Below are 20506 nucleotides of genomic sequence, written 5' to 3'. Positions count from 1 at the left end.
TTAGCGCGAAGGCGTATGGAGGTGAACCTGAACACCCGAAAACAGGTAAATAACACCGATGATTGGGATCGTCTTTTTCAAGAGCTAAGGGTCTATTATCGGCATTCCGCCGTCGGGCGGCGCACTACCGGCATTATCCACCATTTTAACACCCCCCTGCAGGCCATCCTCATGCAGTCCGAATTAATGGTGCGGAAACTCCAAGAAGAAGAAAATACCTTTGCTCCTCGCCTGTCTCCGGAACTCAAAGCGGAGTGGCAAAAGTTTTTCGACTACCGCCGGAAGAAAAACCGCCAACTTCAGGAGGAATTGGCCCAATTACAACGATTGGTGCATCTTATAAGATATCAGAGTTTCCACGAAGATGACCAGGGGGTACAAAATATTGACCTCAATGAGCTGGTGCGGGAAGAATTGGCCGCCTACCAGACAGAGTGGTTCTTTAAATACCGGGTGGAAAAACACTTGCAGTGGCGGGACCGGCTGCCCCCCATTTCGGGTTTCTATATTGACTTTAGCCAAAGCTTCCGCAACATCGTGGATAACGCCTTGGAGGCCCTCTCATCGGTCGATAAGCCATCTTTGACCATCGAAACCAGATTGGATGCAAACCGCCGGATAATCGCCGTGGGTGACAACGGTCCGGGTCTGGCTCCGGAGATCCGAGATATTTTGTTTACCCCTTTTGTCACAACCAAAGGCAATCCCGAAAAACCCCGCGCCGGTCTGGGGCTTTTTATGGCACAGCGATTGCTCTCTCCTTACGGGGGCGTTATTACGGTAAAAAGTCGTCCCGGTGAGACCTGGTTTCTTCTTTCTCTCCCCTGATAACCCATACCTATTCTATTCCTAGCCGATTAACTGTCATTTGTAGAAGTAGTTTATTCGTTGGGGCGAAATCTTTAAAGCACTCCTTTGGTGGAGGGTGTGCCGCTAAGGCGGGGTTCAGGCAAAGTAGCCTGGTCTAAGGCGCGGCCGGCAGCCTTAAAGATGGCCTCGATGAGGTGGTGAGTATTCTCTCCGTAAGGGGCTTCGATATGCAGGGTCATGCCGCCGTGTTGGGCCGTGGCCCGCCAGAACTCCTTGACTAACTGGGGGTCGAAGCGACCGCCGCCGGCAAGGAAATTGACGTTATAGACCAGGAAAGGGCGGTTGCTCAAATCCACTGTAACCTGGGCCACGGCCTCATCCATCGGCACCCGAGCAAAGCCGTAACGTTTAAACCTTGGCAATACCTGAAGGGCCTGCCGGAAGGCCTGACCCAGGCAGATGCCGATGTCCTCTACCGTATGGTGATCGTCGACCTCCAAGTCGCCTTTGGCTCGGAGGTTCAGATCGAAAAAACCGTGCGCCGCAAAGAGATGGAGCATATGATCCAGGAAGGGGATGCCGGAATCGATCTCAACCTGGCCACTGCCATCCAGGCGCAGTTCCAAAACGATATCAGTCTCACGGGTGGTGCGGGCGATACGGCTCTGAGCGGTCATAGGCGGGTTCTCCTTGCTGATCGGATTGTTTTATAAGTTGGCGAAATCTTCCCTGCTGCTATAATAAGTGGCATATTTTGAGCTGTAAGCATAGTCCAAAATATAAAAAAGTGTAGAGTCCTGAGTGCAGAGAGAAAACGGAGGGTGGGAAGGCATCGCGCATCCCGCTGTTAACTCTTGGGGCGTATAGCGGAGGAAATTAAAAGCAATATGTTGCGGGTTGTTTGGTTAGCATTATTTTTGATGTGGGGAGGGTGGATCGGTTTAGGCAGTCTATTAGTCATTCCAACGGCGGCGGCCGCGGCGCCCAGATTGGAGATTGACCAGCCGGTATATAATCTGGGAGAGGTTTTCGAAGATCAGCCCCTGGAGCATACCTTTATGCTGAAAAATACCGGTGAAGAATGGCTGCAGATCCGGAAGATAGAGTTAGACTGCGCTTGCAGCCTGGTAAACTATGATCGGCAGATTCCTCCTCACGGTGTTGGCAGAATAGTCTTTAAGATCAAACCATATTCCGTCATTCACCAGTTCTGCAAAAAAGGTGAGGTTTTTAGCAATGATCCCGAAAAGCCGGTAGTGGTGATTCAATTGTGCGGCAGGGCCAAACCGTTCATCGAGATTCAGCCCTCGCACATTATCCGGTTTGTGGGTAATCCTCAGGAAAGTATGAACGCCATAGTGCGCCTGATCTCTCACCAACAGGCGCCGCTCAAAATCAATGGAATTGAGACGGATCTGGATGACAAGGTGACCGTAACTGTCAAGCCTGAAAAGCCGGGGAAGATTTTTAACGTGGAAGTGGCTAATAAAATTAAAAACCCGGCCCACTATAAAGGCAAGATTGAGATCTTGACCTCGAGTGACAAACGGCCGCGTCTGATCTTACGGGTGTTTGCCGATCTTTATCCTTCGTCGGCCGGGGCACCCTGAGGGGCGGAGGGGATGATTACGGGCTCCAAAGGCGTCGGCGGCAGCAGCATTTCGTTCAGGAGGTTGATGGCAAAACGCCGGGCCGCCTGGCGGGCGATAAGCTCTGGCTCCAAGGTTGGACGACAGCGCGGGTTAATGGCCGGGGCAATGGTCACCTCATCCTGAAAGGCAAAGACAACTTCCTGTCCCTGGCGGATTTCCCCTTCGATTCGTAAATCGGCCCGGCCTTTGCCGGTAAAAAAGCGCAGGGCGGGCGAACGGATAGCGAAGCGGCGGACTTGGCCACTGAGGATATAACGGGGGTTGTTCCCGCTTACTGTCAGACCGTTGGCCTGGATCGCCTGCAGCAATTCTTCGTTAAAGAGGCGGCCGCCGGCCTCAGCGTCAAATCCGGATACCTGTTCCACCGAAAAGGGTTCCACTTGAAAAATGGCGCCAACTGGTGCCAGATCGGGGCTGCGGTAAAATTTCTGCAAGAAGCGTCCCGACTGCAACGGTGCGCCGGAAAGCCCGGACGGATGCCAGGATGAAGTGCAGGCCGATAACAGCATCATTCCCAGCAGGCAGCTAGCTAAAACTTTGGCGGTTCGCGTCAGCATGTTTTTTCATATCACATATGTCAGCCGACTGACAACCCGGAAGACGGGCGGCGGAGAAAAATGAATCCCCTCAGGAGCATTGTCATTGGCCTCATATGGCTGACCGTTATCCTCTTGGCAGGAAGTTTCGGCTACATGGTCCTCGAAGGCTGGCATTTCTTTGAAGGACTGTACATGACGGTCATCACCCTGACTACCGTGGGGTATGGCGAGGTGCGGCCACTGTCGGAATACGGACGGTTCTTCACAATGCTGTTGATCTTTTCGGGTCTTGGCTTTATGTTCTATGTAGCCGGAGCGCTGGCCCAGGTAGTGGTGGAAGGGCAACTTCGAGATGTTTTTGGAAGGCGACGTTTGGAAAGAGAAATTCACGGTTTAAAAAACCATTATATTATCTGCGGCTTTGGCCGTATTGGCGAAGTTATTGCCCGGGAGCTTCGTCATAACCACATTCCCCTGGTAGTAGTCGATAACCGCCCGCAGCACACCCAGATCATGGAACGGTCGCACTACCTCTATGTCATCGGCAACGCCACCCAGGAGGAGGTATTGCTGGCGGCGGGTATCGAGCAGGCCCGGGGCTTGATCTCGGTGGTCACCTCTGATGCCGATAATGTCTATATCGTACTGAGCGCCCGGAGCCTGAATCCGAACCTGATTATTGTGGCCCGCGCCGGTGAGGCCGGCTCCGAACAGAAGCTCAGGCGAGCGGGGGCCAACGAGGTCATCTCACCGTATGAATTAGGCGGGCAGCGCATGGCCCAGACTATCTTGCGGCCAACGGTGGTGGACTTTATGGACGTGGCCCTGGGAGAGGGCATCGATCTGAGTCTGGAGGAGATTCCCGTGGGCGGGGGCAGCGACATTATCGGGCGGGCAATCAAAGACTCCGGCATCCGGCAGAACCTGGATCTGATCATTGTTGCCATCAAAAGATTGGATGGCGCCATGCTTTTTAACCCCCAGTCCGATACGCCCATCCTACAGGGGGATACCTTGATTGCTCTGGGGGCCAAAGCTAACCTGGACAAGCTTATGCGTCTGTTGCAGGCTTGAGGGAGGTTTCATGAGTCAGTCGGTTATCGGTAAAGGCGTCAAAATTACGTTCTATGGCCACTCGGCCGTGAAACTGGAAGGGGTCGGGGCCAGCGTCCTCATTGATCCCTGGATCAGCAACCCCCTGCTTACCACACCCATTGCGGCCCTGGGAACGGTGCAGTTAATTTTAGTGACCCACGGACACTTCGACCACCTGGGACAGACGGTCGAAATTGCCCAGGCCACCGGCGCCGAAGTGGCGGCTATCCACGAGTTGGCTCAGTACCTGCTTGGCAGAGGCCTGAAAAAAGTCATCGGCATGAATAAAGGGGGGAGTATGACGACCGGCGGGGTGACGGTGACCATGACCCACGCCGTTCACTCCTCTTCGATCGAAGAAAGGGGGCAACTTCTTCCGGCCGGTGAAGCAGCAGGTTTTATAGTGAAGTTTGCCAATGGTTTTACGGTCTATCACGCCGGCGATACCGCAGTTTTTAAAGACATGGAGCTCATCCGGGAGCTCTACCGGCCACAGGTGGCCATGCTGCCCATCGGCAGCCATTATGTCATGAGCCCGGCGGAGGCGGCCCTGGCCTGCCGGATGTTGCAGCCGGAGTTTGTCATCCCGATGCACTATGGCACCTTTCCGGTGCTGACCGGCACCCCCGAGGAGCTGGCGGCCCACCTGCAGGATCAGCCCCGGATAACCATCATCGCCCTGCGGCCGGGAGAGTCCGTTGCGTAGCGGCTTTGGAACCGGGCTGACCGGGTCCGGGACCTCCGCATGAGGCGGCGGCAGCGATGGCGGCCATACCCCTCCCAGCCCGAGTTGGTACGGGATGTGAGCCGTCGGCATCAGGTGCCGGAACTGGTGGCCCAGATCCTCTTGAATCGAGGGTTGGCCCAGGCGGGGGAGATTGACTCTTTTCTGGATCCGTCCCTGAACCGGTTATTGCCGCCGGGAGGTCTGCAAGACCTGCCATCGGCGGCGGCGCGTTTGGTCCAGGCCTTGGAAAAGGGTGAGACCATCGCCATCTATGGGGATTACGACGTTGACGGCCTCACCGCCACCGCCCTGCTGCGGCATTTCCTTGAAAGTCTGGGGGCGGCAGTCATCAGCTATATCCCCAACCGATTGAACCAGGGCTATGGCCTGCATGAATCGGCATTGTCCGAGTTGGCCCGGAGGGCGCAGGTCGTAGTCACCGTCGATTGCGGCATCAGCAATGCTTCGGAAGCCAGGGTGGCACGAGATTTGGGTCTGGACGTCATTATTACCGATCACCATGAGGTCCCTGCCACCCTGCCGCCGGCCATCGCGATACTCAACCCCAAGCGGCCGGATTGCGGCTATGCCTTTAAAGAACTGGCCGGAGTAGGAGTAGCCTTGAATCTGGCCCTGGGTCTGCGGGCCTACCTGCGGGAGATGGGTTGGTTTGCCAGGCGCCCGGAACCTAACCTCAAGGCCTATCTTGACCTGGTGGCCCTGGGAACTGCGGCGGACGTGGTGCCGCTCGCAGGGGTGAACCGCATCCTGGTGAGTCAGGGACTGAAAGTATTGGCGAAAAGTCGGCGTCCGGGGATCGAAGCCCTCAAGGCCGTTACCCATCTGGAAGATCGGCCGGTGTCGCTGCGGGAGGTAGTCTTTCGTTTGGCCCCCCGATTGAATGCCGCCGGTCGGATGGGCCAGGCCCAGGCGGCTTTAGAGCTGCTGCTTACCGAGGACCGGGATAAGGCCCGGCTGTTGGCCGGAGCATTGGACCGGCTGAATCGGGAGCGCCAGTCGTTGGAGGCAAAGATTATCCGCGACGCGGAAACCCAGATACTGCAGCAGGGGTTCGGAAACCGCCCGGCCCTGGTGTTGGCCGGCGAAGACTGGCATCCCGGCGTTATCGGCATCGTGGCCGCTAAACTGGCGGAGCGTTTCTTCCGACCGGTAGCGCTGTTAACCTTAAAAAACGGGGTTGGTCGGGGCTCGGCCCGGTCGGTGGAAGCATTCGATCTGTATAAGGGTCTAACCTCCTGTCAGGAACACCTCCTCCAGTTCGGGGGCCATGCTGCGGCCGCTGGCTTCACCCTGGCCCCGGACAGAGTCGGCGATTTTCGCCAGGCCTTTGAGGCTACAGTTTTGCAGGAGTTGGGGTCTGAACCCAAACGGCCGGAACTGGCGGTGGACGCCGTAGTGACGCTGGCGGAGCTTGACGACGAATTCTTTTTTCACCTTGATCGACTGCGTCCATTCGGACAGGGCAATCCTGAGCCGGTGCTGGCCTGCCTGTCGGCCCAGCTTGTCGACTCCTGGGTGGTGGGGGAGAAACACCTGAAATTAAAGCTGGCCAGCGAAGGGCGGATTATGACCGCTATTGCTTTTGATCAGGCCTCCCTCCATCCTCTGCGGGGCTGCTACGATGTGGCCTTTGGCACGCGGCTGAACTTTTTCCAGGGCCGCAATCAACCGGAGCTCAGGGTTCTCGATCTGGGGAAGGCTGTAAGCTAATAACAGGTTCGCTCGGAGTTTTTCTGCCTCCCGAGGCCATTTGAAAAAGTGCAGTTTTTAAGTCGGCAAACGCTTGACAGAGTAAAACTGATCTGTTAATAAGAAAAGAGAATCGACGTGGGGCTGTAGCTCAGTTGGGAGAGCGCTTGAATGGCATTCAAGAGGTCGTCGGTTCGACTCCGTCCAGCTCCACCATATAATGCCAGTGATAAAGGCAAGTTACGGGGATAGAACCTGAGCTTGCCTTTTTCTATTTGGAAAGCATTCTTATGCTTCGTTGTGCTCCGGAGACCATGTAAACTTGCATGAAAGCAGTGCTCTTAAAAACTATCCCCGGGTGTGGCGGGCCCTGCTGCTGGCCGGTCTGAATCCCCACATCAGTTTCTTGCATTCCTTCCAGGAACAGAAGCCCACTTTAGCCTTTGATCTCATTGAAGAATTCCGCTCCCAGGTGGTGGACCGAGCCATTCTCAGCATGTTGACCCGGAAAGCTACCGCTCTTTTCGGGGCCGCTATTGAGGCATTTAACGGGCCGGACATCTTCAAACTTTTCGAAAATCGGTCCAATGAGGTTTTTTCTCTTTGAATACCAATAGGTTGGAGCCGATAAAAGCCGATTTTGGTCTTGGGTCAAAAAGTTTGAAGATCCCCCCTTTCGGGACCGGCCGTTAGGGGATCTTCAAACTTTTTGGTTTTGGCCCCTCAAGGCCCAACAATCGCATCTATATCTATAAATAAATCAATATGATAGCCATGACAAAAAATAGATACAAGCTCACAAGCGCCAAAAGTTTGAAGATGTCCTTTTCAGGAAATATTTTTTGGGATCTTCAAATATTCAATAATCCTAATATACTAGTATTAATCAATAGATATCGAGATTGTGAACATGCACTCTGCGAAGTCGGCATTTTATTCCGGGACATCTTCAAACTTATTTCGGGAATAACGAAAAGAGCAATTTTTCTCTTGACATGTCCTCTATGGTTGTGGTTAGCTAAAAAGCAAGGATGCTCGCTGAGCGGCATAAAACCTGCTCTCTGCTTCATTGACCTGATTACGAAGGGATTGCGACACCGCCCGTGATGGTCTTGATCAACGTCAAACTCGAAAGCTCTGCTTCATTGACCTGATTACGAAGGGATTGCGACGATAAAGCCAGGTACGAGTAGCGAGGACTGAGGACTGAGTAAAATACAACGCTTCGAAGATTTGATTGCTTGGCAGAAGGCTCGGTAGCTGGCTAAGGCGGTGTACCTGGTTGCCACGAAGGGGGAATTGTCTCGGGATTTTGGGTTTCGGGATCAGATCAGGCGGTCGGCCGTATCAGTCATGGCCAATTTGGCGGAAGGGTTTGAACGGGGCCGACGGACCGAATTCCATCAGTTTATTTCCATTGCCAAATCCTCTTGCGCCGAATTACGGTCGCATCTCTATCTCGCCCTTGATATTGGCTATCTTGATTAAGAAACATTTTCCCGGCTGCATGCTATGACCGAGGAACTCTCCCGCATTTTAGGAGGTCTCCGGGCGTCCGTGGAGAAGCAGAAGGGTTGAGGAAGCTTCACCACTCAGTCCTCAGTCCTCGGCCCTCGTTACTGCCCTTGGCCTGATTACGAAGGGATTGCGACGATAAAGCCAGGTACGAGTAGCGAGGACTGAGGACTGAGTAAAATACAACGCTTCGAAGATTTGATTGCTTGGCAGAAGGCTCGGTAGCTGGCTAAGGCGGTGTACCTGGTTGCCACTAAGGGAGAATTGTCTCGGGATTTTGGGTTTCGGGATCAGATCAGGCGGTCGGCCGTATCAGTCATGGCCAATTTGGCGGAAGGGTTTGAACGGGGCCGACGGACCGAATTCCATCAGTTTATTTCCATTGCCAAATCCTCTTGCGCCGAATTACGGTCGCATCTCTATCTCGCCCTTGATATTGGCTATCTTGATCAAGAAACATTTTCCCGGCTGCATGCTATGACCGAGGAACTCTCCCGCATTTTAGGAGGTTTGGGGGCGTCCGTGGAGAAGCAGAAGGGTTGAGGAAGCTTCACCACTCAGTCCTCAGTCCTCGGCCCTCGTTGCTGCCCTTGGCCTGTGCCAAATCCTCTTGCGCCGAATTACGGTCGCATCTCTATCTCGCCCTTGATATTGGCTATCTTGATCAAGAAACATTTTCCCGGCTGCATGCTATGACCGAGGAACTCTCCCGCATTTTAGGAGGTTTGGGGGCGTCCGTGGAGAAGCAGAAGGGTTGAGGAAGCTTCACCACTCAGTCCTCAGTCCTCGGCCCTCGTTACTGCCCTTGGCCTGTGCCAAATCCTCTTGCGCCGAATTACGGTCGCATCTCTATCTCGCCCTTGATATTGGCTATCTTGATCAAGAAACATTTTCCCGGCTGCATGCTATGACCGAGGAACTCTCCCGCATTTTAGGAGGTTTGGGGGCGTCCGTGGAGAAGCAGAAGGGTTGAGGAAGCTTCACCACTCAGTCCTCGGCCCTCGTTGCTGCCCTTGGCCTGTGCCAAATCCTCTTGCGCCGAATTACGGTCGCATCTCTATCTCGCCCTTGATATTGGCTATCTTGATCAAGAAACATTTACCCGGCTGCATGCCATGACCGAGGAACTCTCCCGAATTTTAGGAGGTCTCCGGGCGTCCGTGGAGAAGCAGAAGGGTTGAGGAAGCTTCACCACTCGGTCCTCAGTCCTCGGCCCTCGTTACTGCCCTTGGCCTGATTACGAAGGGATTGCGACGATAAAGCCAGGTACGAGTAGCGAGGACTGAGGACTGAGTAAAATACAACGCTTCGAAGATTTTGATTGCTTGGCAGAAGGCTCGGTAGCTGGCTAAGGCGGTGTACCTGGTTGCCACGAAGGGGGAATTGTCTCGGGATTTTGGGTTTCGGGATCAGATCAGGCGGTCGGCCGTATCAGTCATGGCCAATTTGGCGGAAGGGTTTGAACGGGGCCGACGGACCGAATTCCATCAGTTTATTTCCATTGCCAAATCCTCTTGCGCCGAATTACGGTCGCATCTCTATCTCGCCCTTGATATTGGCTATCTTGATTAAGAAACATTTTCCCGGCTGCATGCTATGACCGAGGAACTCTCCCGCATTTTAGGAGGTCTCCGGGCGTCCGTGGAGAAGCAGAAGGGTTGAGGAAGCTTCACCACTCAGTCCTCAGTCCTCGGCCCTCGTTGCTGCCCTTGGCCTGATTACGAAGGGATTGCGACGATAAAGCCAGGTACGAGTAGCGAGGACTGAGGACTGAGTAAAATACAACGCTTCGAAGATTTGATTGCTTGGCAGAAGGCTCGGTAGCTGGCTAAGGCGGTGTACCTGGTTGCCACTAAGGGAGAATTGTCTCGGGATTTTGGGTTTCGGGATCAGATCAGGCGGTCGGCCGTATCAGTCATGGCCAATTTGGCGGAAGGGTTTGAACGGGGCCGACGGACCGAATTCCATCAGTTTATTTCCATTGCCAAATCCTCTTGCGCCGAATTACGGTCGCATCTCTATCTCGCCCTTGATATTGGCTATCTTGATCAAGAAACATTTTCCCGGCTGCATGCTATGACCGAGGAACTCTCCCGCATTTTAGGAGGTTTGGGGGCGTCCGTGGAGAAGCAGAAGGGTTGAGGAAGCTTCACCACTCAGTCCTCAGTCCTCGGCCCTCGTTACTGCCCTTGGCCTGATTAGAAGGGATTGCGACGCCTTTGCCCTTGCTTTTGCCGTTGGGGACTTTGCGCTCTCTGCTTCATTGACCTGATTACGAAGGGATTGCGACATTTCTCTTAATTGCCGTACTAATGCTGGCATGCGGAGCGTAATCCTGGTATTTGAGCCTTTTATGTTTCTTTGCGATCCTCCCCCTTTATTGTCCTAGTAAATTTCCGAGTATTTTTTTCGAAGAAGACCTGAAAAAATATTTCCCTAACAGGATTTTTGTGCTATGATGCGGCACCATTATGGGGATATTCGTACGAAGTCAGATGTTTACTTATTTGGTAGCGTATTGGTAAATGGGGGCAGACCGATTGTTGAAGCCATCGTCTGGAGGCTTAATTATTATGGTGAAAATTTCTGCCAATCCGGGGAAAGGATGACGCATGTCATTTTTGGTGCTCTTTGATACAGATCGAATTCAGGAATATGTTTTTGCCACTCAAAAGCTGAAGGCCATCCGGGGCGGCAGTTTCCTGCTGGAAGATTTGAATTTGAACCGGCAAACCTTAGGCCTTATTAAAAAATATAAAGGTCAGGTAATCTATGTGGGCGGGGGTGCCGGGGCCGCCACCTTTGACGAAGCCAAACGGGCGGGTAATTATTGCCAGGAATTAGAGCAGTTATACCGTGACGAAACAGTCATTGCCGGGATAACCTCCTGGATTGAACCGGAGAAGGCGGGAGAATCTTTCCTGAAATGGGTGGAACGTGCCGAAAGAGGTTTGCGCCGCCGCAAGGACGAAAAAGTTCGGATAATACCTTTGGTAAGCAATCCCTATGAGAAAGTCTGCGAGCTCTGCGGCCGGCTGCCAGCAACAATATGCCAAAAAGATGAGGGTTATATCTGTAGGTCCTGTCAGATTCAGATGGAAAATGGGGCCAAATACAAGTACTCACTCATGTACCAGGCCATCGAGGACAGTTTATCGCCAGGGAGTGTAAAATGGCCTGAAAGTCTGGCAAATATTGGTGAAAAGTCAGACCCTGAGGGTTACATCGGCCTGATCTACTCCGACGGCAACCGCATGGGGTTGCGGCGCCAGGAACTTTTAGAGGAAGAACCACAAAAGGCCCGGGAGAATTACGCCAGGTTCAGTAAATGTGTGGATCAGGCGACACGCTGGGCCATGGTTCAGGCGGTAATCGAAGTTTTGGGCCAACCGCAGGACAACCGGACCTATCCGGTGCAGTTTTTCATCACCGGGGGGGATGATATGCTGGCTGCGGTTCCGGCTCACCAGGCTGTTCCCATTGCCTTGAAGTTCGCGGAATTATTTAGGGAATACTATAAAAATGGCCGAAAAGATGAAAACGGGGAAATTCTTTTCACCGGTCTGGATAATACTGCCTCCGTGGCCATCGGCGTGGCCCTGGCCAAGCAGAATTACCCTCTGTACAGTCTTATCGATACCGCCCGGGAGCTGCAGAAGTTGGCCAAACAGCGGGCCTGGAAGGAACGGGAAGGTGATGTTTCCACTCTTGATTTTCTGGCCACGTCTAGTTCACTGCTGCAGCCCGTAAAGGAGCAACGGCAGAAGGAACTGGCCTATGACAACCTATCTTTGACCCAACGCCCCTATACTATCGAGGAGGCCAAAATCCTGTTGGAACGGATACGGACATTAAAAAAGAGTGGGTTCCCCCGGAACAAGATCAACGATTTGTGGCAGCCTCTTTATAAAGGGCGTCTGGCCGCCAGCCTGGATTACTTGGTTCTCCTTTCCCGGCTGTCCGACCAGGGCAGTCCGTCACCCCGGCAGGCGCTGTTGCAGGTGGCCGAGGCCTTTGGCCTTTCACCCTTCCCCTGGCGTTTAAATAATCACTTTACCTACCACACGCCGCTTTTGGATTTAGCTGAGCTGTATGATTTTATACTAGAAGAGGAGAACTGACTATGCCGGCGCATGAACGCCACTTGCAGATTACTTTCAGCACGCCATTTCGGGTGGGCAGCGGCTTGGGCCGTGGTCTGGGAGTGGATCACACCGCAGTGCGGGATGCCGACGGCCTGCCGTATATTCCTGGCTCCATGCTCAAAGGCCGCCTGCGCAGTATGTGTAAGCGCCTGGCTTTGAGTCTGCCGGGGGATTTTGGCAAAGTTTGCCAGACCGCCACTGATACCGAATCGTGTAAGTCCCCTCACCCCTGCGTCATCTGTCGGCTTTTTGGTTCGCGGTTCTGGCCGGGAGCATTGCGCTTTGGCGACGGCCGGCTGGATGACACCAAGCGCACCGAACTGCTGCTGCGCCAGTGCCTCTACCCCGGCGGCATCGATCCCAAGGTGGCGCAGGCCCGCACCCAGGTGCGCCTGAACCGGCGCCGAGGGGTAGCAGAGGCTAAATTGCTGTTCTGCGGGGAGACCATCTCTCCGGAATACAGCTTTACCGCCACCGTTTTTCTGGTCAAACCTCTGGATAAGCAGGCCGAACAATTGTTTACCTGGGGAGTGCAGCTCCTAACTCATCTAGGGGCCAACAAGTCCCGGGGGTTGGGCCGGTGCAGTCTCAGTCTGACTTAAGGGAGACGCTATGACCTGGAAACTGACGGTAAAGCTTCTGTCCCCTGTCTGTCTGGTGCAAAATCGGGGAGTAGGCAACACCCTGCCCACCTTAGATTATATCCCCGGATCCACCGTGCGGGGTCTACTGGCCCAGTTGTATCTGGAACAACCCGGCTGCAGCGCCGACGCTAACTTCCGGGATCTCTTTATCAATGAGGTCGTGAGCTATCCTAATCTCTACCCCGAGGGTGCCCAGGTTATCCCTTTCTCGGCCCTTACCTGTAAGTATCATCCTGGATTTGGGACAATGAATGATATTCACGGGGCCGTGGACGGGGTCCTCCCCTGGCTGCGCCACCAGTTCAATTCCCAAGTCCCTCTGGAAGAGCTGGCTAAAGTTTGCCAATGGGAGGGTTGCGGCGCCCCCCTGGACCGACTGAACGGCTATTACCTTGTGGCAGGCGGCTCAGAACGACAGGTTACCGTCAAGAAACGTCTCCTGGCCCGCACTGCCATCCTCGAAACCCTGGAGGTGGCCAAGTCCGGAGACCTCTACTCCCTGGAAGTCTTACAGGAGGGGCAGGAATTTTTGGGGGACCTGGCGGCGCCGTCGGACAAGGTCCAGCAGCTCTTGGCCTTGCTGGCGACTCAATCCCGGGGCTGGTTGGGCACGGCCCGGAGCCGTGGGCTAGGTGAGGTTGAGCTGTCCCTGGCTGAGGAAGAGGATACAGCATCGTATACCGTGGGCCAGCGTCTGGCCGGGTTCAACGCCGGGCTGCATCAGGACGGTCGGCTGCGGTGTTTCAATTTGACCCTGCTCAGTGACGCCATAGTCCTGGATGAATTGCTGGGCTACCGCTGTCAGCCCCTCATTGAGGATCTCAAGCTTGCAGTTGGCGTTACCGGGAAATCAGTGTTGGATGAATTTCGCCTCTTCACCGCCTGGAGCGGTGTCCAGCGGCTGAGTGGCTGGCAGGCTGCCTGGAAGCTTCCCAAACCCGAGGAGCAGGCCATTCGCCGGGGCTCGGTGTTTGTTTTCGGACTGAATCGGATAGATCAGGCCCTCGACAGCCAGCAGATTTCCGAGGTGGTGAAGATTTTGGCCGACCTGGAAAGGAACGGGTTGGGGGAGCGCCCCGCCGAAGGCTTCGGCCGGCTGCGGGTCTGCCACGAGTTCCATTGGGAGAATCCATTCAAATGATTGCCGAAACATTAGTAGAGGAATTACTGACCCAAACCCACGATACGGTGGCGGAACAGGCGTGCGTTTTTTTCAAACAGCATAACGGTCTGGCAGACCTCAAAGCCAGCCAGATGAACATCCTAAAGGGGGAGTGGGAAAAATGGTCGGATTGGCCATCCTTAAAAGAAAATCTTGAACAATTCCTTAACCATCAAAAAAAACGGGATGAGCGGCAGGGTGTCACCGGCTGGGGGAAGATTGCCGCCGATCTTCCGAAGACCGTCAAGAACCTGGTCAAAAAACTACAAGATGACGTCTTGGCGATGGTGAACAAACTCGCTGAAAATGTAAGAGTCATTGCTGGGGATGTGGCTGACGACGTGCGCAATTATTTTGACGAACCCGAAGGCGACCTTTACCAGCAGCGGGTAGCAATGGCCAAGTATTGTCTGGCCCGAAACTTTCTGGCCTGCCTCTACCGTCTCTACCGCAGCAGAGATGTCTTGGAGGTGACTCTTACCCAGGGGCAACTCTATTCCCAAGGAGACTGCTCATGATAACCTTTGAAAAAATGTATAACCGCTACCATCTCACCGGTACGCTGATGTTAAACCAGGCCGCCCATATCGGCAGCGGCGCCGGGAATGATGAAATTGATTCCTTGTTTATCTGTGACCATCAGGGCCGCCACTTTATACCCGGCTCCTCCCTGCGAGGGGCCTTGCGGTCCACGGTGGAGCGGGTTATTGGTGTCTTGCTGAAAAATGGGAGTTGCTGTCTGGACCCAATGAGTGACCTGGCTTGCCCGTCGGGAAATCGCGCCAAACAGGAAAAAATGAATGAATTCGTTGGGAAAAATAAAGAGACGGAGATCTGCCAAAAGATCGCAACCGATCTCTGTCCCACCTGCCAGATCTTCGGCTCACCGTTTCTGTCTTCCCGGGTCCGCCTGGCTGATCTTTTCCCGCAGAACAACTGCCATCCCCAGGGGCAGAAACGCTTCGGTGTGGCCATTGACCGGGATACCGAGACTGCAGCCAAGGGTCTGCTCTTCACCTATCAGGTGGTGGAGGCCGGGGAAAAATTCGATTTTGAGCTCTGGGCTGAAAATATGACCGATGACAATTGGGGGGTGTTGGCCATAGGCCTTTTGGAGATGATCTCTGGCCATTTCTGGCTGGGCGGCAAGAAAAACACCTCCGGTCTGGGCCAGTGCCAGCTCCGGGAAGATTCATTAAAGCTGGAATACTTTGACGGATCCTCCGGGCTGAAGCACTATCTTCTCAAGCAAGCGTGGCCGGTAATTAAAAACGGCGGCCAGGTCAAGGCTTTCCTGACCGAAAAAGTAAAAAATTTGTTGGAAAAAGCTGCTGCCTGAGGGAGGACCGGAAAATGCTCAAGCGACTTGTCAACGAATGCCGGTTCACCTTGACCATCGAGACCAAGGGGCCGTTTATCATTCGGGAAGGGCGTCTGAAAAAAGCTGAAACCGAGGAGGAAAAGGCCAAAAAGGTGAAGGGCGACCCGGACAGTCTGCCCATCCGGCGGGTCTGGCATGACAACCGCCAGGATTTTCAGAAAAATCAGGAGTACTATCTGCCCGGGACGTCGTTGCGGGGAGTAATGCGCAGTCATCTGGAGCGCATTGTGCGGACGTTGCTACCTAATCCCCCGGTCTGCTGCGACCCTCTGAGTCCAACTGACCCGGAAATGGGCTGCAGCACCTGGTTCGGCAACCTGAAAGCGAAAAAGCAACCTCCCGGCTTTGCCTATAGCCATGCCTGCGTGGTCTGCCGCCTCTTCGGCTGCACCGGCCAGGCCAGCCGCATCCGCATCGCCGACAGCCCTACCGTGCAAGTTCCCGCCGACAAGCTGAGCTACCGGGATCATATCGGCATCGACCGCTTTACCGGCGGGGTCTGCTCCGGGGCCAACTTCCGGGACCTGGTCATCGAAGCCGGAGTGAAATTCCACAATGCCATCCTCATCCGCAACTTCGAGCTTTGGCAATTGGGCCTGCTGGCCTACGTCATCCGGGATTTCTACTGCTGGGAGGACGGACTGATCCGCATGGGCTACGGCAAGACCAAAGGCTACGGCCAGGTGCAGGGGGTAGTGGGGGATATCATCATTTCCTATTACGGCCAGGCGGCGCTGACCGCACCGCCGCCTCTCCAGGACATGGGAGATTTGGTGGGCGAGGAGGAAAAGAAACGATATGACCTGAAACCAGGCACGGGTGAAGCTGGTCTTTTAGAGACGTACTGCAGCGATCGGCCCTACTGCACTTCCTGGAAGGTAAAGGAAAATAAGAAATTTTGGGCCGCGGCAGCCAAGGCCTGGGCCAAAAACCAAGGTACGTTTAGTTCCCTAGAAACCTTACGGGCGGCCGGAACCGACTCTGCGGCTGAGCCGGTCCCGGAGGTGGAGGAGCAGCCATGAACGTGGGCTACCGTCTGGGCGCCAATATAACCGATTTAGCCTCTGTCCTCACGGCCATACCTGACTGGCGATACATGATCCTCCAAAAACCGGCTGATATTCAATGCACCACCTATGACCCTGCTACCTCCTGGGCCGATTGGGAGCAGGGCGTCGTCTTCGGTCCCACCGCCCATTTGCAGTGGCGGCGACGCCGGGGGGGAGCTTTTCATCTGATGCTCCTAAGCTCGCAGGAGCTGCCCGCAGGTTTTACCTCAGTGGGACAGACTGACTCATGCAAGACCGCCTCGGTTTACCTCTGGGGCGAAAGGCAGTTTACCTCAAAAGGCCAGCCGACAGCCGAGTGGGTGGAGGGCCGCATCCCCCAGGTTATCACCGGGCTTCGGGGCTATCCACTGGATACCAGCCCGGTCCAGAAAACCTGCCGGGTCAAGCTGGAGATGGAGGTGCTGGAACTTCCCCGGCCGAATGGCGATAATCCAGAGCAGTTTGATCCCTCGCCGGCCAAGTGGCTGGAACGCTATCTCAGCCTCAAGGAAGTCTGCGGGGAGGAGGTATGAGCAGATTTATCCATCCGTATAATTTCGTGCCCCTGCCGGCCTCAGTGCCCCGGCAGCCGGTGGAAACCGCCCCCGGCTGGGGCAGGTTGGCTGAAGACACCTACAGCGGCTATCTCCAGGCCGACATCACCGTTTTCACCCGCCTGTTTATTCCCAGCCGACGGCCGATGGATGTGGGCTGGGAAATCACGACTGATAAACACCAGGAAAACAAGCATCCGGTTTATAAAAAATTCCTTTACCATTCTGTGGGCAACAAGAAGATGATACCGGGGTCCTCGATAAAAGGGCCGGTGCGGTCGGTCATGGAGGTCCTCAGCGATTCCTGTCTGGGCTTGTACGGCGGAAAGTATAAAAAGGATCAGCACGATAAAAAACGGCGGTTAGATTATAGTAACAAAGCCTCTGCCGAGGTCAAACCCGGCCGTTGCCGGCTACGGGCTGAAACCGGCGGTCCGGTTACAAATCCGGCTGATGGCCTCTGCGTCTGTTGCCGCCTCTTTGGTCTGGCGGCTGGCGGCGGGGCGGAACCGGAATCAGGAGAGTATACCGCCCTGCAGGGTAGATTGACCTTTGATGATTTTTATCTGAGTGATGCTGACAAAAAAGTAATCTCCACCTCTCATTTTACTCTGCCGGAGCTCTCCGACCCCAAACCCTGGCATGCCCAATTTTACCTGGACACCGGCGGCCAGATTAGAGGGCGAAAATTCTACCTGCACTATGATCCTGATCCCACTAAGTTAAATACGAAGGATAAGACTGAGCGCAACTGCACCATCCAGGAATCCATCCTGCCGGGGGCGGTGTTTACCGGCCGCATCCGCTTTACCAACCTCACGGGTTGGGAATTGGGCCTGCTGCTTTGGGGCCTGGAATTGGACGACCTGCCCCCCTTTGATGCAGAGGGTAAACGGACCCCTGATCTCAAGGCACATAAGCTGGGGATGGGCAAACCTCTAGGTCTGGGAAGCGTTAAGATTCGGGTGACAGGCATGGCCCTGATGCAACCGGCCCGACGTTATGGTGAGTTCACCTGGCCGGAAGATGGGAAGGACGGATTAGAGACCTCAGTGACCGGAGATGAGCTGCGTACCCAGGTACGGGAGCTGAAAGAAACCTGGGCTGCAGATGCCTTCCAGGACCGGAGCCAGCTCAGTACCCTGCTCACCTTTCCCGCCAGGCGGGCCATATCGGTGCGCTATCCGGGCTACGGCTGGTTCCGCCCGTGCAGCCACGTGAACTTGGCGGCCGACGGCATTCTCGCTGACCCATGCCCACCCCCGGCCACTCCCCCAAAGCCCGAAGGGTCGCCTCAAGGGCTGCAGGATGACGTACAAACTGACCCTGTTCCTCCACCCAGACGGGTCCCCAAAAAGCCGGAGAAGGCCGGACCAAAGGAACGTGTGGTGACCGTGCTGGCGGTTACCGCCAAGGGGGCCAGGATTGAGTTCGACGGACAGACCCTGACCGTCACCGGGATTAGTTCGTATCTGAACATCAAGCCGCAGGACAAAATCAAAGTCCGGATCAACAAACAGCCGGATGGCCGCCTCAAAGTCGATTTCAAAGGCAAGGCTTCATAAGAAACAGGAGATGACCGCATGACTGTGCAGGTGTTTGTGACCGTGGGGACGTCGGCAGTTACCAATAATCCTGATCTGATGGGAAAAATGTCCCTGGAAGCATTGAAGAAAGAATTAAAAAAGGAAGAATATTATGATTCCCTAAAAGCCAAGTTAATCAAGCGGATCGGCGGAAATCTGAAAAGATACTCGGGACCCGAGGACACCAAAGACTTCAGGTATTACACTGCCGAATTGGGCAGCCTTTTGGCGATGAAGCGTACCGAAGGTATGTTAGAACAAGGTGAAAAAGCCGACGATAACGAGTTTTTCCTGCTGCACACCGATACGGATGATGGCAAGCTCTGCGCTGAGGTCTTGGAGGAGGTGATTAAAACTTCGTATGGCCCAGCCAAGTTGACGGTGAATGTCAAATCTATAAAAACTGAGTTTCTCAATTTGGATGACTCGGAAGGTTTTAAAAAGGGTTTATTAAAGCTCCAAGAAACGGTTGAAATACATTGTAAGAATTCCGACAAAAAAGATACCCGACGTTATTTTAATGTTACTGGCGGTTATAAGGCCATTATTCCATACGCCACTATTCTTGCTTGGAATAAAGACATGGATGTTTGTTATTTATATGAACAAAGCACTGATCTTATCATTATTCCAAAAATAGCTGTAGATTGCTTCCCTTCATATGAGAAAATTGTAGAGGAATCAAAAATAAGTCGAAAACAAAAAAGAATACGAACGCTTGATGACTAGAGAAGATGCAATAAAGACTTTTGACTGGACTCTGGAGGATTGGCGCTCGGCTGAGAACGACGGCAAAATCTCCTTGATAGGGGTATTATCCAGTGAAAAGTGGGAGGAATTCGAAAAATTTCATGCCATCCGGGCCTTGGCCTGGGCCTATATGACCTCTCCTCAGAAAGCTATCGAGAAGCCCGACTATTGGGAGGACTATCGCAGTGCCCTGCATGATTGGTTAAGGATATGTGTTTCACCCAAGCCTCCCGATGAGTTTTATTTTCAGACGTGCACCCTCAAAGGGAAAGATGGTAAGGGCTATACCCTGGATAGAGAAACCTGCATTAAAGACCTGATGCGGGATGGTGATGGCCTCAATAGTTTCTTTTTCGGCAGCGAAATTAAAACCCTTGACAAAGAAGGTGAACTGCACCTGCGCTATCTCATCACCTGGTTCATCCGGCGCTATGATTTGAAAACCGCCTCCTGGTTACTACAACAGCTTAAAAAATATCAGCCCCGACCGGAGTCTAAAAAGGCCTCGCCAACGAGTGGGAGTGGGTCGGCAACATGGCAATGGGGAGGGGCCTTCCAAGGTCTTTTCTTGGTTATCATGCTGGTTCTGGCCCTTGGACCTCTGCTCACCCTCTGGTCACGCTATGTGTATACCTTTTTTATCTCTCTGACGTATCTCGCTTTGCCGCTGGGTGTCATCTGGCTTCTGACTGATCCCATGGCCAATCTTTATATCCGACTCCTGGTGCCCCGGATGGCTGGATGTATTATTGTCGGGTATCTGCCTCTGGTAGTGGGTATCGAAACCTGGCAGGCGATAAGTTTTTTGGCGCAAAGTCCCTCTTCCTGGCAAATGTTGTTTCTCATCGGTCTTGCGGCGGCGGCAGCTTTCGGCTACCTGATCTTAGAGATACAGCATATCACCTTGAAAAGATGGGAACTTCTTTGTCGAGGTTTTAGGGTCTATACCCTTGGGTTGGGCTGGTCTCTGGGCATTGGGCTGGTCATATTAGACATGTTAGCTCTGTCTTACCAAAAAATGGATGAGCATATATTCCTTGATGAAACCCAGCTTACCTGGCTACCGGGTCTTCTCGGCAAAATCCCTTGGGAAATACTGGTGGGTTATGTCCCACTGGCTCTCCTCATCGGCATCTTTCTGCAGATTATCTGGGAGGAGAAGCCCATCACCGAACCTTTGTAAGCGG

The 20506-nt window shown here is 53.9% G+C and carries 25 protein-coding genes and 1 tRNA gene; 24 read left to right on the top strand and 2 right to left on the bottom strand.

The annotated features are described in order from the left end of the window. Positions 1–21: 21 nt before the first annotated feature. Entirely contained in the window at positions 22–828 is an 807-nt protein-coding gene (locus DESAC_RS14010; RefSeq protein ID WP_169311549.1) for a sensor histidine kinase, read from the top strand. A 74-nt stretch (positions 829–902) separates the two neighbouring features. On the opposite strand, the gene hisB is transcribed toward DESAC_RS14010, so the two are convergent. Further along, complete coding sequence (gene hisB, locus DESAC_RS14005; RefSeq protein WP_013707722.1) at positions 903–1487, bottom strand: imidazoleglycerol-phosphate dehydratase HisB; 585 nt, start codon at positions 1485–1487, stop codon at positions 903–905. A gap of 210 nt (positions 1488–1697) precedes the next feature. Between hisB and DESAC_RS14000 the strand changes: the two genes are divergently transcribed. Beyond that, positions 1698–2420, top strand: coding sequence for a DUF1573 domain-containing protein (locus DESAC_RS14000; RefSeq protein ID WP_013707721.1), 723 nt, complete (start codon positions 1698–1700; stop codon positions 2418–2420). On the opposite strand, the gene DESAC_RS13995 is transcribed toward DESAC_RS14000, so the two are convergent. Next, positions 2393–3019 (bottom strand): hypothetical protein, encoded by a 627-nt coding sequence (locus DESAC_RS13995; protein ID WP_013707720.1) that lies wholly within the window; start codon positions 3017–3019, stop codon positions 2393–2395. The genes DESAC_RS14000 and DESAC_RS13995 overlap by 28 nt on opposite strands. 60 nt (positions 3020–3079) lie before the next feature. Between DESAC_RS13995 and DESAC_RS13990 the strand changes: the two genes are divergently transcribed. The 22 genes from DESAC_RS13990 (at position 3080) to DESAC_RS13885 (ending at position 20502) form a co-directional block, all read left to right on the top strand. Then, positions 3080–4075, top strand: a complete 996-nt coding sequence (locus DESAC_RS13990; RefSeq protein ID WP_013707719.1) for a potassium channel family protein — start codon at positions 3080–3082, stop codon at positions 4073–4075. A 10-nt stretch (positions 4076–4085) separates the two neighbouring features. After that, positions 4086–4802: a metal-dependent hydrolase gene (locus tag DESAC_RS13985; RefSeq protein WP_013707718.1), complete on the top strand. Its 717-nt coding sequence runs from the start codon at positions 4086–4088 to the stop codon at positions 4800–4802. A 39-nt stretch (positions 4803–4841) separates the two neighbouring features. Then, a complete protein-coding gene (gene recJ / locus DESAC_RS13980) occupies positions 4842–6554 on the top strand; it encodes a single-stranded-DNA-specific exonuclease RecJ (protein ID WP_013707717.1) in 1713 nt (570 codons plus the stop codon). Between the two features lie 119 nt (positions 6555–6673). Beyond that, a tRNA-Ala gene (locus DESAC_RS13975) sits at positions 6674–6749 on the top strand. A gap of 106 nt (positions 6750–6855) precedes the next feature. Continuing rightward, the gene (locus tag DESAC_RS13970) at positions 6856–7140 is read left to right on the top strand and encodes a CRISPR-associated endonuclease Cas1 (RefSeq protein WP_041283999.1); all 285 of its coding nucleotides are present in this window, start codon (positions 6856–6858) and stop codon (positions 7138–7140) included. A gap of 665 nt (positions 7141–7805) precedes the next feature. Continuing rightward, positions 7806–8021: a four helix bundle protein gene (locus tag DESAC_RS16525; RefSeq protein ID WP_218915689.1), complete on the top strand. Its 216-nt coding sequence runs from the start codon at positions 7806–7808 to the stop codon at positions 8019–8021. Between the two features lie 252 nt (positions 8022–8273). After that, positions 8274–8591, top strand: a complete 318-nt coding sequence (locus DESAC_RS13960; protein WP_237671399.1) for a four helix bundle protein — start codon at positions 8274–8276, stop codon at positions 8589–8591. Then, a complete protein-coding gene (locus tag DESAC_RS13955; protein ID WP_237671364.1) occupies positions 8588–8806 on the top strand; it encodes a four helix bundle protein in 219 nt (72 codons plus the stop codon). The genes DESAC_RS13960 and DESAC_RS13955 overlap by 4 nt, the downstream gene beginning before the upstream one ends. Beyond that, the gene (locus tag DESAC_RS13950; protein WP_237671364.1) at positions 8803–9021 is read left to right on the top strand and encodes a four helix bundle protein; all 219 of its coding nucleotides are present in this window, start codon (positions 8803–8805) and stop codon (positions 9019–9021) included. Before DESAC_RS13955 ends, DESAC_RS13950 begins: the two co-directional genes overlap by 4 nt. A gap of 40 nt (positions 9022–9061) precedes the next feature. Further along, positions 9062–9229 carry a four helix bundle protein gene (locus tag DESAC_RS13945; RefSeq protein WP_237671363.1) on the top strand — a complete coding sequence of 56 codons (168 nt, stop codon included), beginning with the start codon at positions 9062–9064 and terminating at the stop codon, positions 9227–9229. A gap of 175 nt (positions 9230–9404) precedes the next feature. Continuing rightward, the gene (locus tag DESAC_RS16520) at positions 9405–9620 is read left to right on the top strand and encodes a four helix bundle protein (RefSeq protein WP_218915689.1); all 216 of its coding nucleotides are present in this window, start codon (positions 9405–9407) and stop codon (positions 9618–9620) included. Between the two features lie 252 nt (positions 9621–9872). Further along, entirely contained in the window at positions 9873–10190 is a 318-nt protein-coding gene (locus DESAC_RS13935) for a four helix bundle protein (protein ID WP_237671399.1), read from the top strand. A 470-nt stretch (positions 10191–10660) separates the two neighbouring features. Continuing rightward, positions 10661–12169, top strand: a complete 1509-nt coding sequence (locus DESAC_RS13930) for a Cas10/Cmr2 second palm domain-containing protein (RefSeq protein ID WP_013707715.1) — start codon at positions 10661–10663, stop codon at positions 12167–12169. A 2-nt stretch (positions 12170–12171) separates the two neighbouring features. Beyond that, positions 12172–12795, top strand: coding sequence for an RAMP superfamily CRISPR-associated protein (locus tag DESAC_RS13925; RefSeq protein WP_013707714.1), 624 nt, complete (start codon positions 12172–12174; stop codon positions 12793–12795). 10 nt (positions 12796–12805) lie between these two features. After that, a complete protein-coding gene (locus DESAC_RS13920; protein WP_013707713.1) occupies positions 12806–13978 on the top strand; it encodes an RAMP superfamily CRISPR-associated protein in 1173 nt (390 codons plus the stop codon). Further along, on the top strand, positions 13975–14517 hold the full coding sequence (locus DESAC_RS13915) for a hypothetical protein (protein WP_013707712.1): 543 nt from the start codon (positions 13975–13977) through the stop codon (positions 14515–14517). Before DESAC_RS13920 ends, DESAC_RS13915 begins: the two co-directional genes overlap by 4 nt. Next, positions 14514–15338: a type III CRISPR-associated RAMP protein Csx7 gene (csx7, locus tag DESAC_RS13910; protein ID WP_013707711.1), complete on the top strand. Its 825-nt coding sequence runs from the start codon at positions 14514–14516 to the stop codon at positions 15336–15338. The genes DESAC_RS13915 and csx7 overlap by 4 nt, the downstream gene beginning before the upstream one ends. A 14-nt stretch (positions 15339–15352) precedes the next feature. Further along, the gene (locus DESAC_RS13905) at positions 15353–16402 is read left to right on the top strand and encodes an RAMP superfamily CRISPR-associated protein (protein ID WP_013707710.1); all 1050 of its coding nucleotides are present in this window, start codon (positions 15353–15355) and stop codon (positions 16400–16402) included. Continuing rightward, entirely contained in the window at positions 16399–16962 is a 564-nt protein-coding gene (locus tag DESAC_RS13900; RefSeq protein ID WP_013707709.1) for a hypothetical protein, read from the top strand. Before DESAC_RS13905 ends, DESAC_RS13900 begins: the two co-directional genes overlap by 4 nt. Beyond that, positions 16959–18548 carry an RAMP superfamily CRISPR-associated protein gene (locus DESAC_RS13895; RefSeq protein WP_013707708.1) on the top strand — a complete coding sequence of 530 codons (1590 nt, stop codon included), beginning with the start codon at positions 16959–16961 and terminating at the stop codon, positions 18546–18548. Before DESAC_RS13900 ends, DESAC_RS13895 begins: the two co-directional genes overlap by 4 nt. Positions 18549–18566: 18 nt before the next feature. Then, on the top strand, positions 18567–19298 hold the full coding sequence (locus DESAC_RS13890) for a putative CRISPR-associated protein (RefSeq protein WP_013707707.1): 732 nt from the start codon (positions 18567–18569) through the stop codon (positions 19296–19298). Then, on the top strand, positions 19291–20502 hold the full coding sequence (locus DESAC_RS13885; RefSeq protein ID WP_013707706.1) for a hypothetical protein: 1212 nt from the start codon (positions 19291–19293) through the stop codon (positions 20500–20502). Before DESAC_RS13890 ends, DESAC_RS13885 begins: the two co-directional genes overlap by 8 nt. Positions 20503–20506 lie beyond the last annotated feature (4 nt).

This window comes from Desulfobacca acetoxidans DSM 11109, assembly GCF_000195295.1.
GTDB lineage: Bacteria > Desulfobacterota > Desulfobaccia > Desulfobaccales > Desulfobaccaceae > Desulfobacca > Desulfobacca acetoxidans.
The sequence above is the reverse complement of the archived record's forward strand: the minus strand, read 5'-3'. Positions and strand labels throughout refer to the sequence as shown.

Coding starts and splice junctions, on each gene's coding strand:
- hisB (WP_013707722.1), bottom strand. CDS start 1,487: ATGACCGCTCAGAGCCGTATCGCCCGCACCACCCGTGAGACTGATATC.
- DESAC_RS14000 (WP_013707721.1), top strand. CDS start 1,698: ATGTTGCGGGTTGTTTGGTTAGCATTATTTTTGATGTGGGGAGGGTGG.
- DESAC_RS13995 (WP_013707720.1), bottom strand. CDS start 3,019: ATGCTGACGCGAACCGCCAAAGTTTTAGCTAGCTGCCTGCTGGGAATG.
- DESAC_RS13990 (WP_013707719.1), top strand. CDS start 3,080: ATGAATCCCCTCAGGAGCATTGTCATTGGCCTCATATGGCTGACCGTT.
- DESAC_RS13985 (WP_013707718.1), top strand. CDS start 4,086: ATGAGTCAGTCGGTTATCGGTAAAGGCGTCAAAATTACGTTCTATGGC.
- recJ (WP_013707717.1), top strand. CDS start 4,842: ATGAGGCGGCGGCAGCGATGGCGGCCATACCCCTCCCAGCCCGAGTTG.
- DESAC_RS13930 (WP_013707715.1), top strand. CDS start 10,661: ATGTCATTTTTGGTGCTCTTTGATACAGATCGAATTCAGGAATATGTT.
- DESAC_RS13925 (WP_013707714.1), top strand. CDS start 12,172: ATGCCGGCGCATGAACGCCACTTGCAGATTACTTTCAGCACGCCATTT.
- DESAC_RS13920 (WP_013707713.1), top strand. CDS start 12,806: ATGACCTGGAAACTGACGGTAAAGCTTCTGTCCCCTGTCTGTCTGGTG.
- DESAC_RS13915 (WP_013707712.1), top strand. CDS start 13,975: ATGATTGCCGAAACATTAGTAGAGGAATTACTGACCCAAACCCACGAT.
- csx7 (WP_013707711.1), top strand. CDS start 14,514: ATGATAACCTTTGAAAAAATGTATAACCGCTACCATCTCACCGGTACG.
- DESAC_RS13905 (WP_013707710.1), top strand. CDS start 15,353: ATGCTCAAGCGACTTGTCAACGAATGCCGGTTCACCTTGACCATCGAG.
- DESAC_RS13900 (WP_013707709.1), top strand. CDS start 16,399: ATGAACGTGGGCTACCGTCTGGGCGCCAATATAACCGATTTAGCCTCT.
- DESAC_RS13895 (WP_013707708.1), top strand. CDS start 16,959: ATGAGCAGATTTATCCATCCGTATAATTTCGTGCCCCTGCCGGCCTCA.
- DESAC_RS13890 (WP_013707707.1), top strand. CDS start 18,567: ATGACTGTGCAGGTGTTTGTGACCGTGGGGACGTCGGCAGTTACCAAT.
- DESAC_RS13885 (WP_013707706.1), top strand. CDS start 19,291: ATGACTAGAGAAGATGCAATAAAGACTTTTGACTGGACTCTGGAGGAT.